Raw genomic sequence first — 15,591 nt, forward strand, 5'->3', positions numbered from 1 at the left:
CTCTAGATTAGTTCTTTTCTAGGTATTCCTGCTCGCTCTCGGTCATGTTCCGGGTTAATTCCACCGCCAATTCTGGGTTGCGCTGCACTAAACGGTACGCATCATCGTGCGTGCGCTCAATGATGTCGCGGTCATGGGCCAAGTCCAGCAGGCGCAGCGAGCGCTGGGTTCCCGATTGCAGGGTGCCCAGGATGTCTCCCTCGTGGCGCTGTTGCAGGTCAATCTCCGCCAACTCGAAGCCTGAGGTGGTGTCCGCAATCTGCATGATGCGTTTAAAGGAGCCCGTGTTTTCCGCCGCGGTGGTGTGAAACAGGCAGATGGAAGCATTGCCGCCGCGGCCGACGCGGCCCCGCAGCTGATGCAGCTGCGAGACACCAAAGTTCTCGGACTCGCGAATGAGCATCACCGTGGCATTGGGCACGTCAACGCCGACCTCGATGACGGTCGTAGAGACCAACACATCTGTTTCACCCCGCGCAAAGCGCGACATGACCTCATCTTTATCGTTCATGCGACCATGCAGAACGTCGAGTTTAAGGTCACGTAGCGGTCCGGCCTGGAGTTGGGACGCCACCTCGAGTACGCCGCTTTCTCCCTCGATGCGCGGGCAGACGATATAGGCCTGGTGGCCAGCCTGCACCTCCTCGCGGATGCGCGCTAAAGCACGCTGCACCCAGGCTGGTGCCCATTCCGGAACCACGCTGGATTGGATGGGCTTGCGCCCGCCAGGCAGCTCGCGCAGGGTAGATACCGCCAAGTCACCGAAGACAGTCATGGCGATGGTGCGCGGAATCGGCGTTGCCGTCATGACCAGCATGTGTGGGCTCGTGCCCTCTCGAGTTTTCGAGCGCAGGCTATCGCGCTGCTCCACGCCGAAGCGATGCTGCTCGTCTACTACCACGAGACCTAGGTCGAAGAACTCTACAGAGTCCTGAATAATAGCGTGCGTGCCGATGACGATGTCGGCCTCGCCGGAGACAATGTCCAGCAATGCCTGCCGCTTTTCCGCGGTGCGCAGGGAGCCGGTCAGGACGGTGACCTTGACACCATCGGGCACGCTCGCGCTTATCGACGCCCCGTGCTGCGCCGCCAGCACCTCAGTCGGTGCGAGCAGTGCCGCCTGTTTCCCGGCATCGACCGCCTGCAACATCGCACACGTAGCCACCATGGTTTTTCCGGAACCAACCTCGCCCTGCAGCAGGCGCATCATGGGCAGTGTGCCACAGAGGTCTTCGTCGATTTCCGCGATGACCTTACGCTGCCCTGCCGTTAGTTCGAAGGGCAGGTTGCTCAGCAACCCATCACGGTAGCCGTCCAAGATGGAAGGCATCGCCACGGCGGTACGCGCCTTGAAGTCGCGTTGGCGCAGGGCCATGACGAGGCCAATGGACAAAGCCTCGTTGTACTTCAAACGCTGAATAGCTCTTTCCGGGCCAGCCGCTGTGGGCTCGTGGACTTCACGGATAGCTTGGTCAAGTTCCACCATCATCCGGTAGTCCAGCGGCTCGGGGATCGTCGGAGTATTCTCCAGCACCATATGGATAGCGCCCATGATGTACCACGAGGTCACCTTGCCGCTGGCGGGATAAATGGGAATCCACTCGCGCTCAAGCAAAGATTCCAGTTGCCCGAACTGCGAGAGGTTACGCAGCGAGCCTGTAGCCGTAACCTTGCCGCCGCTGCTTCCGGAAGGCGCTGCGTCGTAAAGCGCGTTGCTCGCGCTACCTACACCGCCTGCATCGATAACCACGAAGTCAGGATGTTGAAGCTGCGGCTGCCCGCGGTAGAACTTCAGCTTGCCGCTTAGCATCAAGCGCATACCTTGGCGCAGCACGCGGGTGAGATAGTGCGCGTTGAAGAAGGTGGCGGTAATCCCATTGTCCATCGCCAAAGTGAGCAAGAACCTCTTGGCTGTGTTCCGCTGCTGCAGACGCACCACCTGGCCGGTGACGGTGACATAATCGCCTTCGTTGGCACCGCCCAGGCCTACCTCTTTGTTGTGGCGGATGTAGTCACGCGGATAGTGGCTGAGCAGCTCGCCGCAGGTGGTGTACCCAAATGCCTTTTTGATTTTGGTGGCGTCTTTGGCCGGCAAGATCTCTTTCAACTCCCGCTCGTCCCGCCATCCCAGCATGCTTACTCCACTCCGATCTCAGTCTTGATGCCCTCAACATGGATGGCAACGACCTCCACCTCGAGTGCCTCAGACAGGTAATCATCATCCAGCTTAAGGCTGGTGAGAACGGTGACTTGCTCTCCCCCGGCAGCCAACATCTCACGGCTTTTGGCCAAGATAGAGTCAGCGTCATCATGCGCAGGTTTATCCACGCGCATGGAACGCGCGGCATCCCGCATAACAGAAACCATGGAATCGGTGTCAGGATTATCCGGCTCATAGACGGAAATTGCCGCCAGGCCTGCAACCAGAGACTCAGTGGGCACCACGCGGGCCTCCCCGGCATCGCCCTCAAACCCGTTGGGCAGGTAAATATCCTGCGGCTGCGAAACCGTGACTTGCTCGCCTGGGCGAACAATCTTGGCGCCTACGGTTTCAAAAAGTGCTGCGACCGGGCCTGCCGGCGCTACCGCAAAGATGCGCCGGGATGACTCATCCGCTACGGGTTCGTCTGCTTGCTCCGGCAATACTTCCAAGCGCAGGTTGCTTACCACGCCGGAGCCGAAGGCCATCTCGATGACAGGGCCGGCCTCACGGGTATGAATGTGTACCGAGCCGGAGTTCTCAGTGGCGCGGGCAATGACGAGGCTATTGCCATGCTCACCTATCTTTTCACCAAGTGCGTCCAGATCCCCTTCGAAGAAGAAGACCACCTCGAGCTCGGCCTCAACCTCGTCTTCGTGTTCGGCCTCGCGCACCGCGCCGCCCTCGATCTCAGCCAGCAAGGCCTCAAGCAGGATGACGAACCCGGTACCGCCAGCATCGACCACACCGGCCTCTCGCAGTACAGCAAGCTGCGAAGGGGTCTTGGACAATGCAGTGCGGGCGGCAGTGATGGTTTCGACCACGATGTCGTGGAATTGCTTGCCAGGCTGCTCAGCAGACGCGGAAGCCGCAGCTGCCGCCGCACGCAAGACCGAAATGACCGTGCCCTCCACCGGACGCGCAATGGCGCGTTCCACCAGCTGCACTGCGAGGCTCAAAGCAGACGCAAAAGTCTGGCCATCCACGCGGGAATCAACCGTGGTATCCGCGATGCCGCGCAGCACCTGGGATAACACCATGCCGGAGTTGCCACGGGCGCCGCGCACGGAACCGATAGCAAGTGCCTCGGCTACGTCGCCTCCCTTTTCCACCTGCTCGAGTGCAGCCTCCATGGTGTGGGCCATGTTGGAGCCGGTATCGGAATCTGGAACCGGGAATACGTTAAGCGCATTGATTTCAGCGCGTCGGTGGGAAAGTTCACCAACAGTTCGGATCGCCCAATTATGAAGACCACGGGCATCTAACGAACTCGGATATGACATGCCGAATAGTTTACAAGTGCCAGTCGACATCCGGCGCGCCCTGGTCGCGCAAAAGCTCATTAGCGCGCGAAAACGGGCGGGAGCCAAAGAATCCTCGGCGTGCGGAAAGAGGCGAAGGATGTGCCGAATTGATAATCGGCACGTCCGGCAAGAACTTCGCGCAGGCCTTGGCATCATTGCCCCATAAGATGGCCACCATCGGCTGCCGGTTGAGCGCCCGGATTGCAGCCTCCGTGATGGCCTGCCAGCCGAGCTTACGATGCGAGCCTGCCTCACCCGGTGCCACCGTGAGCACGCGATTTAAAAGCATGACTCCCTGGGACTCCCAAGCGCTCAAGTCACCGTCTTCGCGCGGGGCGACGCCTACGTCCTCGCTTAACTCTTTGTAGATGTTGTGCAAGGAACGCGGTGGTTTAACCCCAGGTGCCGTGGCAAAAGACCTACCTACCGCGTGTCCTGGCGTGGGATAAGGGTCCTGCCCCACGATGAGCACGCGTACTTGGGGCAAAGGCACGCGAAAGGCAGCAAAGACATTTTCGGCCGCTGGCAGGAATCCATCTTCCGGCAGCTGCTGCAATTGCTGCTCGATGGCCGGCAGGTGCTCTTCTAGTACCGGCACCAAGACCGGCAACCACGAGCTATCGATTACCGACGTATCAAAAAGTTGCGAGTACGGCGCAGTCATCATTTCCTCCCCTGAAAATTCCTCGCTGCTTTAAAAGCTCTGCCAGCCAGCGTCATACCTCGGCTTCTTACCATCTACGGTCAGCCCAGTGCCGCGGTTGACGGTGCCGATGACGCGGAACCCCGATGGCGCTTCCTTGTTGGTGGTAGCCACCAAGGTATGGTCCTCGCCGCCAGTGAGCACCCATTCCCATGGGTCAACGCCCAAAACCACGCCGGCTTCAGTGAGCAAAGCGTCAGGAGCGATGGCGGTGGAATGCAAGTCGATGTGCACGTTGGAGCGCTTTGCCACGCCCGCGATATCTGGCACGAGGCCATCCGAGTTATCCGTCATGGCGGTAGCCCCCGTGGCGCGGGCGATTACGCCGCGGCCTGGTTTGAGCGAGGGATTGCAGTGGGCGTCGATAAGCGGCCATAGCTCCGAAAGTTCGGGCGGTAGGTCGCGCCCATATTCCTGCAGCAATGCAAGCCCCGCCGCGGAGTAACCAATCTTTCCGTGGCTGACCAGCTTCTGTCCCGCTCGTGCCCCACCCAGGGTCAATGGGGGTTGGCTTCCGCCCAACGTGCCAATTGCGGTAACGGTGATAACCAGCTGTGAACCGCGCGTGAGGTCACCACCGACCAGCTCTGCGTTATAAAGGGCGCAACGCTGGGCGATGCCTTCTGCAATACCGCGCACGAAGGACACGTGGGTCTCCGCAGGCGCCGCAATCGCGAGCAACGCTGCAGTGGGACGCGCGCCCATCGCCTCGATATCGGCAAAGTTGCGCAGAATCGCTTTCTGGCCCACCTCCATCGGAGTGGACCAGTCACGGCGGAAATGCCTGCCCTCCACCATCATGTCGGTGCAAGCCACCGTGCGTGAGTTCGGCGGATCCGGGAACATGACGGCGGCATCATCACCGTTTAGCGCGCTGGGCGCCGCGGCTACGATTTCACCGATGACATGTTGCTCGCCTGCTTGCCCAAGGGTATGCGACAAATGCACGATGGCCTTTCTCAACGGGAGGTTAATACTGACACTACTTAACGCGTTAGGATGAACGCTTATGACCAACCAATTTAACCGCACCGCCGTATTTATCTCACTTGGACTATCCATTGCGATGGTATTCGCGGTTATTTTTGGCGCGAAGTTCTACTTCGAAAACACGGCCAAAGCCCCAGTTGCGCTGTCCCCCATTCAATCAGACGACGCTAACTCCGCGGAGTGTAAAGCCGTCGTCGCGGCAGCGCCCGAGGAGTTCATGGGCCAGCCCCGGGCCGAAGTCGCCGAGCCGGTTCCGGCAGGCGCCGCTGCGTGGGCAAAACTTTCCTCCGAGTCGGTCAGCTTGCGCTGCGGCGCCAACCTGCCGTATCAGTACACCGCCTACTCCCAGACCGAGGACATCGACGGCGATGCCTGGCTCAAGGTCAAAGACATGACCCCAGGCTCCAACCTCACCACGTGGTACAACACCGATCGCAGCCCTGTGGTAGCAGTGACCACCTTCAACGACGAGCGTCCCACCGGTTTGGAAAAGACGCTCGAGCCGCTGCGCAAGGAGCACCACGAGCCCCGCCCGGCACCGCTTTCGCAGCTTGCCGACGGCCCGGACAAGATGTGTGCCCCTTTGGAAAAGGCACTACCGGAGCACATCGCGGATGGCTACACCCGCCGCAGTGATGTCAAGGTAAAAAACACCTATGTCTGGAGCGCGGAAGGCCGCGAAGACATCGTGGTGCGCTGCGGCGTCGGCGCACCCGAAAACTACAAACCGGGCGTACAGCTCCAGCAAGTAAACGATGTGCCTTGGTTCGAAGACACCACCTTGGCCGAGGGAACTACCGGCGGAACCTGGTTCGCCTTGGGCCGCGCGAACGACTTAGCCTTGTTCGCGCCCCAAGACGTTGCCAACTCTGCGCTGGTGCGCATGAGCGACACTTTGGCCAAGCACACCCCTGGCCAGTAGCGAAGGTTATTTCGCGCGAGCGAGAGCGTTGTCTACCAGGGCGTCGAGAAGCGCTGCGTAATCGACGCCGGTGGCGGCAAATACCTGTGGATACATGGAGATCGGGGTAAAGCCCGGGAAGGTGTTGATCTCGTTGATGTAGAAAGCATCTTCGGTGATGAAAAAGTCCACGCGGCTAATGCCCTCACAGCCCAGTGCGCGGAAAGCCGCGATGGCGGTCTCTCGCAAAGTCTTGGTTAGGTCTTCCGCCAGCGGGGCCGGAATCTGTGCACTGACGCCTTCATCGATGTACTTGGCATCGAAGCCATAGAAGCCTTCGTCAGCCTCCTCAATGCCATTGAGCTGTGCCGGAACCGAAGCAATGATGGAACCATCCGCGTACTCCAGCACGCCGATTTCTACCTCAGCGCCCACGATCTCAGGCTCGACGAGCACCTTGCCATCGCTTTCGAAGGCCACCTCGGCTGCGTGCGGGAAATCCGCCCAATCCCTGACCTTGGAAACGCCGATGGAAGAACCACCACGTGCAGGTTTTACAAAGACCGGCAAACCCAGTTCCTGCTTTTCTTCCTCGGTCAACGCGGTGCGCTCCTTGAGCACCACCTCGGGCGCTACCGGCAGGCCCTCTGCCTTGAGCAGCTTTTTGGTAAATTCCTTGTCCATTCCGGCCGAAGAAGCCAGAACGCCGGTGCCCACATAAGGAATATCGGAAAGCTCAAACAGCCCCTGGACAGTGCCGTCTTCGCCATATGGTCCGTGCAGAACCGGGATGATGACATCGACTTCCGCATAGTGGTTGTGCTGAGTGACGTTGTGGAAACGGCCCTTGGTGGCTGGGTTTAGGGACAACGCCAATTCATCGCCCAAGGTCACCTCCGGCATAACGCCATCGATGATTTCTAGGCCTTCGGTGGTTCCCGGCGTCCACTGGCCTTGCTTAGTAATTCCGATAGGCACCACCTCGTACTTCGCAGGGTCAAGGTGATTCATGATCGCGCCTGCGGAAATACAAGAGACAGAATGCTCGGAACTACGACCGCCATATACAACGGCTACACGGATCTTTTCGCTCATAACGGCAAACTTTACCCTCGCACTATTCCGACTTCTTTGAACGCCCCATCAACGCGACGATCATGTCTTCGACGTCGACGCCGCGGTGGCAAACTCCGTAGACCGCTTGGGTAATAGGCATCTCGACGCCCACCTGCTGAGCCAACCGGAAAATAGAATCCGAGGAGATAACGCCTTCTGCCACTTGGCCATTCGTTGCAGCCTTGGCTTCTTCCAGCGTGCCGCCCTGGCCCAAGCGATAGCCAAAGGTGCGGTTACGAGAGAGGGTCGAGCTACAGGTGGCCACGAGGTCACCCATGCCAGCAAGTCCAGAGAAAGTAAACGGGTCAGCACCCAAAGCCACGCCAAGGCGAGTGATCTCCGCAAGACCGCGAGTGATGATGGTGGCCAGAGTGTTATTGCCCAAGCCACGACCAGAGGCCATGCCGCAGGCGAGGGCGATGACGTTCTTGCAGGCACCACCGATCTCGGCACCAATGACATCGGTGTTGGTATATGGGCGCAGATACGGTGCGGCCGCTGCATGCTGGACAGCCTTCGCGCGCTCCTCGTCGGTGCACGCGATGACGGTGGCCGCCGGCTGCTCCTCCGCTACCTCTTTAGCCAGGTTCGGGCCGGAAAGTACTGCGATGCGCGATTCATCGACACCAGTTGCATCAGCGATGACCTCGCTCATGCGCTTTAGAGTTGCTGCCTCCACGCCTTTCGAGATGGACACCAAGGTGGAATCAGCAGGCAGCAAGGGCGCCCACTTTTCCAAGTTGCTGCGCAAGGTCTGCGAGGGCACACCGAAAATCACGATGGCGGAACCGTCGAGCGCCGCTGCGGCATCCGACGTCGCAATAAGGCCCGAGGGCAGCTCGAGGCCCGGCAAGTAATCAGGGTTGATATGCGTCGTATTAATAGCCTCAGCCAGCTCGGGGCGGCGCGCCCACAAGTGGACCTCGCTTCCCGCATCAGCGAAGACTTTCGCCAAGGTGGTTCCCCAAGAACCCGCGCCCATTACTGCAACCTTTTGCATTAGCTCTCCCCTTTGCGTATCTCGTGCAACATACCTAGATTAGCCCAACCGGCCCGCACAAAAGACAAGCTTTTTCAGCCTGCGGGCCAACTGGGGGTAAGTGAAATAATATTCAGCCAACCGAGCGCGAAGAACCGGCGCGTGCGGATGCAAAGCGCGCTCAAAAAGCGCAAGATAGTTAAGAATAAGCTGCGCAGCCATCTGTTAAGGAGCGAAATGCCCAAGGCAAAAAACATGCATGAGACGGACAAAGACGCAAAGTCTGAGGTCTTCATCTCGGGCCGTCATCAGGAAATTCCTACCAATCCCGCCAAGGAATTCAAGCGCACCACCTTGGCAGCCGGCGCCGTGTTGTGGCGTGGCAATCCCCAGGATCCCGAGGTAGCGGTAATCCACCGCCCCCACTACGACGATTGGTCTTTGCCTAAGGGCAAGGTCGATCCAGGTGAGTCCCTGCCCACCACTGCGGCGCGCGAGATCCTTGAAGAGACCGGCTATGATGTCAAGCTTGGCAAGCTCATCGGCAAGGTCACCTATCCAGTCCAAGGCCGCACGAAGGTGGTCTACTACTGGTTGGCCCAGTACCTTAAAGGCAGCTTCGAAGACAATAGCGAGACCGATGAGCTGCGCTGGCTGCCCATCGATGAGGCCTGCGAGCTGCTTACCTACGACGTCGATACTGACGTTTTAGCTAAGGCCAAGAAGCGTCTGCGCTTGGCTCCCACCACCCGCGTTCTCTATGTGCGCCATGCACGCGCCCATCAGCGTCGCAACTGGGAGGGTGACGATAATCTGCGCCCGTTGGATAAAAAGGGGCGTCGCCAAGCAGAAATGCTCGTTCCGATGCTTTCGCCCTACCACCCCACCGCCATCTACTCGGCGAGCCCACAGCGCTGCCAGCAAACCGCAGCGCCGCTTGCCGACGAACTCGGGCTCGACATTGCTGTCAACAAGGACTTCGGGGACGAGGGCTGGCAAAAGTCTCCCGCAGCTGCCGAGCAAGCCTTCCAACGGGTGGTGGCGAAGGGCGGCGTGCCGGTCATCGTCAGCCAAGGTGAAACCATCCCCGGCATTCTCGAAAGCCTAAAGCCACAGTTCCTCAAGACCGACTTCGAAGACCTTCGCTTCAAGAAGGGCTCGGTGTGGGTGCTCTCCTTCAACAACGGCGTGCTCACCGGCGCTGACTACCTCGCTAGCGCGCTGCCAGTTCGCTAGCAAAACGTATTGAACTCGGATCCTATTTTAGGAATCCGAGTTCTTTAGGTTTTCGCCGTTTTATACCCAACGGTGAACCGGGCGGCCAGTGGCTTGCCTGTAGAAAATCATCATCATGAATGCCTGGATGCCGAGGGCGAACGAGAGCCCGACGATTGGAATGCAGGCCAAGAGGCTAACGAGCAATCCGCCCACAATGAGGCACAGGAGAGACTGGCCAACGTTATTCTTGGTCAGATTGAAGGAGGTGCGGAAAGTTTCGCCGAGACTCATCTCTGGGTTATCCGCCTTGATATATGGAACGAAGGAGAGGAAGAAGCTGGCAAGCAAACCCGGAATGATAAGCAGGATAAGGCCCACATACACGATGATTTGGACCACGATGTAGTGACCCATTAAGCCAAAGGTATTTCCGCTTTTAAAGAAGTCTCCAAAGCTCGCGCGTTGGCCGTCCGTCTCTTTCGCGGCGGCTCTGTAGACGTTTGCTGTCATCCAAAAGCAATAGAACAACATGAAGACTACGCAGAAAACGCCCCCAATCGGTGCCAAAATATTTCCAGCTTCGGAAGGATCGGAAGTGCTCGGTGCTAGCCCCGCGACGATTGCTACTATTACCCCCGCGAGCAGAAACATGATGACAAAGTGCGCAAGCGGTGCCAAAATCCACGGTCCAGGATTGCGGAAGAAGCCCTTAAACCCCTGTCCGATGGCGTCGCCGGCATCTAACCTTGGCGGCGGCCCCTGCAACTGACCAGTCATCTGGTTGCCATTAGGGGCGTTGCCAGCACCGGCATAACCCGCGCCGCCCTGTGCGCCGTACTCGCCGTACTCGCCATATGGAGGCAGGCCCGGATTAGGCTGTCCGCCCTGAACAGGTTGGCCAGACTGCCCGAAGGGATTGTTCGGGTCGTTCTGGTTAGCGTTCGGGTAGTTACCGTTAGCGTTAAAACCGTTATTGTTTCCAAATTCTTGAGTCACGACTCACAGACTATTCTGACGCGTGCAAGGTTTCTAGAGAAAAATCAGTCCTGTTACCGATTGTTAACGCAACAGGGGTAAGTGACTGGCAATTATCAAAAAGAAGCAACAGAAGGTTTAAAAGTTGGACGCCGGTCTTCGTAGTCTGTGATCGCGTCTTCGTTGCGCAGCGTCAGCCCTACGTCATCGAGTCCCTCCATGAGGCGCCAGCGCGTGTAATCATCGATGTCGAAGGAATACTGGCTGCCGCCGACGCTTAAGCGTCGCGCCGCCAGGTCCACCGTCACGGAAGTCTCGTTTTGTTCCAGCTGCTTCCATATCAGCTCAATGTCTTCCTGCGCCATGATGCCGGTGAGTAGTCCCGCCTTACCGGAGTTGCCGCGGAAGATATCCGCAAAGCGCGAGGAAAATACTGCCTTGAAACCGAATTCCCGCAGCGCCCACACCGCATGCTCACGCGATGAACCGGTACCGAAGTCGGGACCTGCGAAAAGCACCGAGCCGTTGCAGAAAGGCTCACGGTTGAGCACGAAGTTTTCATCCGCACGCCAATTTGAAAAAAGTCCCTCGACAAAGCCCGTGCGCTTGACGGACTTTAGGTAGCGGGCCGGAATAATTTGATCAGTATCGACATTGGAAGCGCGCAGCGGCACGCCGATGCCGGTATGGGTAGAAAATTTTTCCATGGTGGTTGCCTTCTTTGCTTAATAGGGTTTGATGTTGGTACCGAACCTAGAAACGGGTGGATTGGCCTAGCTAAGGTCTGCTGGGCTGGCCAGGTGCCCTAAGACCGCAGTCGCCGCAGCCACGGCGGGAGAAACCAGGTGAGTGCGCCCGCCTGGGCCCTGCCGACCTTCGAAGTTGCGGTTTGAGGTCGAAGCAGAACGCTGCCCCGGCTTTAGCTGATCCGGATTCATGCCCAGGCACATGGAGCAGCCCGCCGTACGCCACTGTGCGCCAAAGTCCTTAAAAATCGTGTCGAGGCCTTCTTTTTCAGCTTGGGCCTTGACCAAGGCAGAAGAAGGCACCACAAGCATGTTTGTTTCGGGATGGATGCGTTTTCCTTTAACCACCGCGGCGGCCGCGCGCAAATCCTCGATTCGCGCATTCGTGCACGAGCCCAAGAAGACGGTATCGATCTTGATGTCTCGCAGCGGCGTGCCGGGCTCAAGATCCATATAGGCCAGAGCCTTTTGCGCCGCGGCCTTAAGGTTCTCATCACCAATATCCTCTGGGTCTGGCACATTTGCACTCAATGGCAAGCCTTGGCCCGGGTTGGTGCCCCAGGTGACAAATGGAGACAGCTCGGAAGCATCGATTTCCACGACCGCATCAAAATGCGCGCCCTCATCGGTAGGAAGGGTCTTCCAATAGGCCACGGCGGCTTCCCAGTCCCTGCCCTTCGGGGCAAACTCGCGGCCACGCACATACTCAAATGTGGTCTCGTCCGGAGCGACCATTCCCGCACGCGCGCCCGCCTCGATAGACATATTGCAGATGGTCATCCGCGCTTCCATCGACATGTTGCGAATCGCCTCGCCGCGATATTCAATGATGTAGCCTTGGCCGCCGCCGGTACCAATCTTGGCAATGATGGCCAAAATCAGGTCCTTCGCGCTCACGCCTTCCGGCAGGTCGCCGTTTACCTCTACAGCCATGGTTTTGAATGGCTTTAAAGAAAGCGTCTGCGTTGCCATAACGTGCTCAACCTCGGAGGTACCGATGCCCATGGCGATGGATCCAAAAGCACCGTGCGTCGAGGTATGCGAGTCGCCACAGACGATGGTCATACCCGGCTGCGTAATTCCAAGTTGCGGGCCCACGGTGTGGACGATTCCCTGCTGCTCCTCGCCCATCGAATGCAGCCGCACCCCAAACTCTTCGCAATTTTCTCGGAGGGTCTTGACCTGCGTACGTGAGACCTCGTCCTTAATCTCCAGCAGATTTCCCGTGGCAATCCCGCGGGTTGGAACGTTATGGTCCTCCGTTGCCAGGTGCAGCTCTGGGTGGCGAAAAGGACGGCCAGACAAACGCAGCCCATCGAAGGCCTGCGGGCTGGTAACTTCGTGGAGGAGCTGAAAGTCGATATAGATGAGATCTGGTGCGCCACCATCTCCCTTTTGGACTGCGTGATCACGCCAGACTTTCTCAGCCAAAGTCAGTTTTTCCGACATATTCATCACTCCGCTTGAAATCTCATGAATTGGAACGTAAATTTCATTATATGGGAGAGTATAGCGAAATATCCGGAATCAAGGTTTTAGATCGCGCCGTCGCCATCATGATGGCAGCCGCCAACCGTCCGTCCAACCTCAACGAGCTCTGTGAAACCACCGGCCTGCCTAGGGCAACCACGCACCGCCTCGCCACCGCACTAGAGGCTCACCGCATCTTGACCCGCACCCCGGATGGCAAATGGGGCGCCGGGCCCGCGCTCCCCGGCAACCGGGATCACCTCATCGAAGCAGCCGGCCCCATCATGGACAAGCTGCTCGCAGACACTGGCGAATCCGTGCAGCTCTATCAGCTCTCGGGCAATTCTCGAACCTGCATTGCCACCCGCGAGCCCGAGTCCGGCCTGCACAACGTGGTTCCCGTGGGCCGCCAGCTCCCTCTTACTTCCGGCTCGGCCGCCCGCATCTTCGCCGCCTTCGAAGATATCGATATTGAAAACGCGACCTTCAGTGTCGAGGACGTCGAAAGGGCCCGCAGCAATGGCTACTCCGAATCCATCGAAGAGCGCGAAGCAGGTCTTGCCTCCATCTCTGCACCAGTCTTCGATCCGTCCGGCACACTCGTCGCGGTAATTTCCGTGTCCGGTTCCGCCGAGCGCTTCCGCCCTTCCCCCTCCGAGAAGTACGCCCCGCTGCTTGCCGACGCCGCGCAGAAACTCACTACCCGCCTATAAGACATGAATCTATAAAACTTCGAATAAGCCGCCACCTCAGAAAAGGTGACGGCTTATTTCTTTTAAAGGGCAGGCTTTCTACCTCAGCCGCCTACAACTCCCGGCTGCCTAGATAATGATTCCGTAGTTATTTGCAATGCCGCGGATCGCATCGATACCAAAGCCCTCACTACTGGTGGTTGCCAGCCCTTCAGCTTGGTCACCCACCTTGCGGAGCTCAACGCCCGGCACCTCTACGATGTTGCGCGGCGGTGCGATGTTGGGGCGGCGCGGCACGAAGCCCTGATGCGGCAGGCCAGCCAATTCATTGGCATAAGGCATGCGCGCATAGTTTGCAAAGGAGGCCTGCTTGCCGTTGCGGCTGACCACGGTACCGCCCTGGTAGATGCCAACGACGCCCGGACGCCCCGGCATGAACACCCCGGAGCCGCTGTCGCCGTTTGCCTTGGGCAGGTTCGTGGCGTAGTGCATGCCGTCGAAATCCTTCGGGCCGTCGATTGCCTGCGCGCAATCATTGCCGCTGAGACGACCGGTTACACAGACCTGCTCGCCGGCACGCGGAACCGGATTGATGCCGTCGCCACTGAGCGGATTACCTTCGCTGTAGGTGCCGGCCGCAAACTGCACATAGGCCAGGTCATGTTCTGCTGCACCGGAAGGTTTAAACCACCGCAGGGTACCCAGGTGCTGGCCATACTCGTTGTAGACTTGCTGCCCCGAAAGACCACAGTGCGCGGAGGTCCAAGCACGCGAACCTTCCACATATCCCACTGTGCAAGCAGTGCCTTCGGCAGTAAGAATTACCTGCCCTTGCTTCACGCCAACCCCCGGATTGGCATGGGCCACGGCCTGGCCGCCCAGCAGGGCAAGCGTTGCGCCGGCAACGGCAGCAAAACCCTTTATTAGTCGCATAGATCCCTTCCTCCCTTGCGTCACTTCCTTAACATAGCGTGCCGAGAGCGTTTTTCATACCTCACCCACACCCCGCGCGTCACTAAAGAAAAAGTTTTGAAAAACTTTGGCCGCCTTATTGAAATCGAAATGAAAACATTGTTTAATGGAAACAGATTGAAAACGCGGAGCAACCGCACGACCCACAAGGAGTAGAAACCATGGCACACACCATCCACGAAGACCACGCACACACCCACGGCGAGGGCTGCGGCCACGTCGCATTCCCACACGGCGACCACACCGACTACCTCCACGATGGCCACATCCACCGTGAGCACGAAGGCCACTGGGACGAGTGCGAGAGCACTGAACATCACGAGCATGCGGACCACGACCACCAGCACGGTGAGGGCTGCGGCCACGTTGCGGTTCCCCACGGCGACCATGTTGACTACCTGCACGATGGCCACCGCCACGCCGCCCACGAAGGCCACTGGGATGACCACTAATCGGTAGCGAACTATAACCGTTACCTCAACCGTCACCTCTTTCTTAGAGGTGACGGTTTTAATCTTTTCGAACATACGCCACACGATCCGCGTTAGGCTTAGGGCATGTTTGCTTCACGACGCCTTCCGCTAACGCTCGCCACCATCGCACTCGCCGGCGGGTTTACTGCGGCTTGCAGCCCCGCCCCGAGCGATCACCCCTCCCCGGCTGAGCCGAGCTTCAACAACAGCTTTGAAGAGTTAAAGGCCCTTCAGCAAACCAACGGCGCTTCCGTCCCCGATGCCCCGCAGCCCACGCTGGACCCCAACGCACCACAAACAGTGGCGCAGCAGGCAACCCCGCAAGGTGGTGGCCAGGAAGACGCCAACAACCACGTCACCGACCAAGACGCACGCCAGAATCTCATCGACTCCCTCGGCGTACAGGCAGGAGACGCTCCAGGAACGAAGGTGACGGTTAACGGCACTCCATCCGAGATGTGCATGATGGGTGACGGTTACCACATCAACTTCCTCATGGCGGGCCCCAACACCAGCTGCGACTTTGCCAAGGAAACCACCAGCGCGCTTATCAATGCCACCCCAAGCCCTGCAGAGGACCTGCGGGGGTATATCCCCGGCTCCTTAAACGTTGCTAGCCCAGTAACCGGCAAGACTTACCAGATGAGCTGTAACGTGGCCGACAACGCGCTGATCACTTGCAAGGGCGGCAACAACGCCACGATTTTCATCGTCTAGGGCGTTGAGCCAAAAGCACCAACGATTGGTACGCGCGAGTTTTAAACCATAAGCAAAAATCTCGAAACACTAACCACCTGGAAAGTGTTTCGAGATTTTCTATTTGTACCCCGTACGGGATTTGAACCCGTGTTA

General features: G+C 58.6%; 15 protein-coding genes. 5 read left to right on the forward strand and 10 right to left on the reverse strand.

The annotated features are described in order from the left end of the window. Positions 1-7: 7 nt before the first annotated feature. From HMPREF2692_RS03975 to HMPREF2692_RS03990, 4 genes are read right to left on the reverse strand one after another with little or no spacing between them, the layout of a single operon-like run. Positions 8-2,134, reverse strand: coding sequence for an ATP-dependent DNA helicase RecG (locus HMPREF2692_RS03975; RefSeq protein ID WP_070822808.1), 2,127 nt, complete (start codon positions 2,132-2,134; stop codon positions 8-10). 2 nt (positions 2,135-2,136) lie between these two features. Continuing rightward, on the reverse strand, positions 2,137-3,483 hold the full coding sequence (locus tag HMPREF2692_RS03980) for a DAK2 domain-containing protein (RefSeq protein ID WP_070822810.1): 1,347 nt from the start codon (positions 3,481-3,483) through the stop codon (positions 2,137-2,139). A 10-nt stretch (positions 3,484-3,493) separates the two neighbouring features. Continuing rightward, on the reverse strand, positions 3,494-4,168 hold the full coding sequence (locus tag HMPREF2692_RS03985; RefSeq protein ID WP_062038991.1) for a uracil-DNA glycosylase: 675 nt from the start codon (positions 4,166-4,168) through the stop codon (positions 3,494-3,496). A 30-nt stretch (positions 4,169-4,198) separates the two neighbouring features. Then, positions 4,199-5,269, reverse strand: coding sequence for a thiamine-phosphate kinase (locus tag HMPREF2692_RS03990; protein WP_070498488.1), 1,071 nt, complete (start codon positions 5,267-5,269; stop codon positions 4,199-4,201). Between HMPREF2692_RS03990 and HMPREF2692_RS03995 the strand changes: the two genes are divergently transcribed. Beyond that, the gene (locus tag HMPREF2692_RS03995) at positions 5,217-6,119 is read left to right on the forward strand and encodes a DUF3515 domain-containing protein (protein ID WP_070822812.1); all 903 of its coding nucleotides are present in this window, start codon (positions 5,217-5,219) and stop codon (positions 6,117-6,119) included. The two genes, HMPREF2692_RS03990 and HMPREF2692_RS03995, sit on opposite strands and share 53 nt — an antisense overlap. Positions 6,120-6,125: 6 nt before the next feature. On the opposite strand, the gene HMPREF2692_RS04000 is transcribed toward HMPREF2692_RS03995, so the two are convergent. Both HMPREF2692_RS04000 and HMPREF2692_RS04005 read right to left on the reverse strand, forming a co-directional pair. Further along, positions 6,126-7,193 carry a D-alanine--D-alanine ligase family protein gene (locus tag HMPREF2692_RS04000; protein ID WP_070432898.1) on the reverse strand — a complete coding sequence of 356 codons (1,068 nt, stop codon included), beginning with the start codon at positions 7,191-7,193 and terminating at the stop codon, positions 6,126-6,128. 22 nt (positions 7,194-7,215) lie between these two features. Then, the gene (locus HMPREF2692_RS04005; RefSeq protein WP_062035168.1) at positions 7,216-8,214 is read right to left on the reverse strand and encodes an NAD(P)H-dependent glycerol-3-phosphate dehydrogenase; all 999 of its coding nucleotides are present in this window, start codon (positions 8,212-8,214) and stop codon (positions 7,216-7,218) included. Positions 8,215-8,430: 216 nt separating this feature from the next. Between HMPREF2692_RS04005 and HMPREF2692_RS04010 the strand changes: the two genes are divergently transcribed. Further along, entirely contained in the window at positions 8,431-9,429 is a 999-nt protein-coding gene (locus HMPREF2692_RS04010; protein ID WP_062035170.1) for a bifunctional NUDIX hydrolase/histidine phosphatase family protein, read from the forward strand. A gap of 60 nt (positions 9,430-9,489) precedes the next feature. Here HMPREF2692_RS04010 and HMPREF2692_RS04015 read toward each other — a convergent pair whose 3' ends face one another. From HMPREF2692_RS04015 to leuC, 3 genes are all read right to left on the reverse strand, one after another. Continuing rightward, positions 9,490-10,407, reverse strand: coding sequence for a hypothetical protein (locus HMPREF2692_RS04015; protein WP_061922206.1), 918 nt, complete (start codon positions 10,405-10,407; stop codon positions 9,490-9,492). 95 nt (positions 10,408-10,502) lie between these two features. Beyond that, complete coding sequence (leuD, locus tag HMPREF2692_RS04020; RefSeq protein ID WP_070822814.1) at positions 10,503-11,093, reverse strand: 3-isopropylmalate dehydratase small subunit; 591 nt, start codon at positions 11,091-11,093, stop codon at positions 10,503-10,505. A gap of 66 nt (positions 11,094-11,159) precedes the next feature. Further along, on the reverse strand, positions 11,160-12,581 hold the full coding sequence (leuC, locus tag HMPREF2692_RS04025; RefSeq protein ID WP_070822950.1) for a 3-isopropylmalate dehydratase large subunit: 1,422 nt from the start codon (positions 12,579-12,581) through the stop codon (positions 11,160-11,162). 50 nt (positions 12,582-12,631) lie between these two features. Between leuC and HMPREF2692_RS04030 the strand changes: the two genes are divergently transcribed. Then, entirely contained in the window at positions 12,632-13,315 is a 684-nt protein-coding gene (locus HMPREF2692_RS04030; protein WP_070432894.1) for an IclR family transcriptional regulator, read from the forward strand. Between the two features lie 108 nt (positions 13,316-13,423). On the opposite strand, the gene HMPREF2692_RS04035 is transcribed toward HMPREF2692_RS04030, so the two are convergent. Then, positions 13,424-14,227, reverse strand: coding sequence for a hypothetical protein (locus HMPREF2692_RS04035; protein ID WP_070822816.1), 804 nt, complete (start codon positions 14,225-14,227; stop codon positions 13,424-13,426). 200 nt (positions 14,228-14,427) lie between these two features. On the opposite strand from HMPREF2692_RS04035, the gene HMPREF2692_RS12575 reads away from it, so the two are divergent. Continuing rightward, positions 14,428-14,718 (forward strand): hypothetical protein, encoded by a 291-nt coding sequence (locus HMPREF2692_RS12575; protein WP_082787599.1) that lies wholly within the window; start codon positions 14,428-14,430, stop codon positions 14,716-14,718. 105 nt (positions 14,719-14,823) lie between these two features. Continuing rightward, positions 14,824-15,456, forward strand: coding sequence for a hypothetical protein (locus HMPREF2692_RS04045; RefSeq protein WP_070822818.1), 633 nt, complete (start codon positions 14,824-14,826; stop codon positions 15,454-15,456). Positions 15,457-15,591: the final 135 nt, after the last annotated feature.

It is taken from the genome of Corynebacterium sp. HMSC036D03 (genome assembly GCF_001836185.1).
GTDB classification, from domain to species: Bacteria; Actinomycetota; Actinomycetes; order Mycobacteriales; family Mycobacteriaceae; genus Corynebacterium; species Corynebacterium simulans.

Excerpts from the sequence above, each read along its gene's own strand:
- HMPREF2692_RS03975 (WP_070822808.1), bottom strand. The coding sequence starts at position 2,134 with ATGCTGGGATGGCGGGACGAGCGGGAGTTGAAAGAGATCTTGCCGGCC.
- HMPREF2692_RS03980 (WP_070822810.1), bottom strand. The coding sequence starts at position 3,483 with ATGTCATATCCGAGTTCGTTAGATGCCCGTGGTCTTCATAATTGGGCG.
- HMPREF2692_RS03985 (WP_062038991.1), bottom strand. The coding sequence starts at position 4,168 with ATGACTGCGCCGTACTCGCAACTTTTTGATACGTCGGTAATCGATAGC.
- HMPREF2692_RS03995 (WP_070822812.1), top strand. The coding sequence starts at position 5,217 with ATGACCAACCAATTTAACCGCACCGCCGTATTTATCTCACTTGGACTA.
- HMPREF2692_RS03990 (WP_070498488.1), bottom strand. The coding sequence starts at position 5,269 with ATGGATAGTCCAAGTGAGATAAATACGGCGGTGCGGTTAAATTGGTTG.
- HMPREF2692_RS04000 (WP_070432898.1), bottom strand. The coding sequence starts at position 7,193 with ATGAGCGAAAAGATCCGTGTAGCCGTTGTATATGGCGGTCGTAGTTCC.
- HMPREF2692_RS04005 (WP_062035168.1), bottom strand. The coding sequence starts at position 8,214 with ATGCAAAAGGTTGCAGTAATGGGCGCGGGTTCTTGGGGAACCACCTTG.
- HMPREF2692_RS04010 (WP_062035170.1), top strand. The coding sequence starts at position 8,431 with ATGCCCAAGGCAAAAAACATGCATGAGACGGACAAAGACGCAAAGTCT.
- leuD (WP_070822814.1), bottom strand. The coding sequence starts at position 11,093 with ATGGAAAAATTTTCTACCCATACCGGCATCGGCGTGCCGCTGCGCGCT.
- leuC (WP_070822950.1), bottom strand. The coding sequence starts at position 12,581 with ATGTCGGAAAAACTGACTTTGGCTGAGAAAGTCTGGCGTGATCACGCA.
- HMPREF2692_RS04030 (WP_070432894.1), top strand. The coding sequence starts at position 12,632 with ATGGGAGAGTATAGCGAAATATCCGGAATCAAGGTTTTAGATCGCGCC.
- HMPREF2692_RS04035 (WP_070822816.1), bottom strand. The coding sequence starts at position 14,227 with ATGCGACTAATAAAGGGTTTTGCTGCCGTTGCCGGCGCAACGCTTGCC.
- HMPREF2692_RS12575 (WP_082787599.1), top strand. The coding sequence starts at position 14,428 with ATGGCACACACCATCCACGAAGACCACGCACACACCCACGGCGAGGGC.
- HMPREF2692_RS04045 (WP_070822818.1), top strand. The coding sequence starts at position 14,824 with ATGTTTGCTTCACGACGCCTTCCGCTAACGCTCGCCACCATCGCACTC.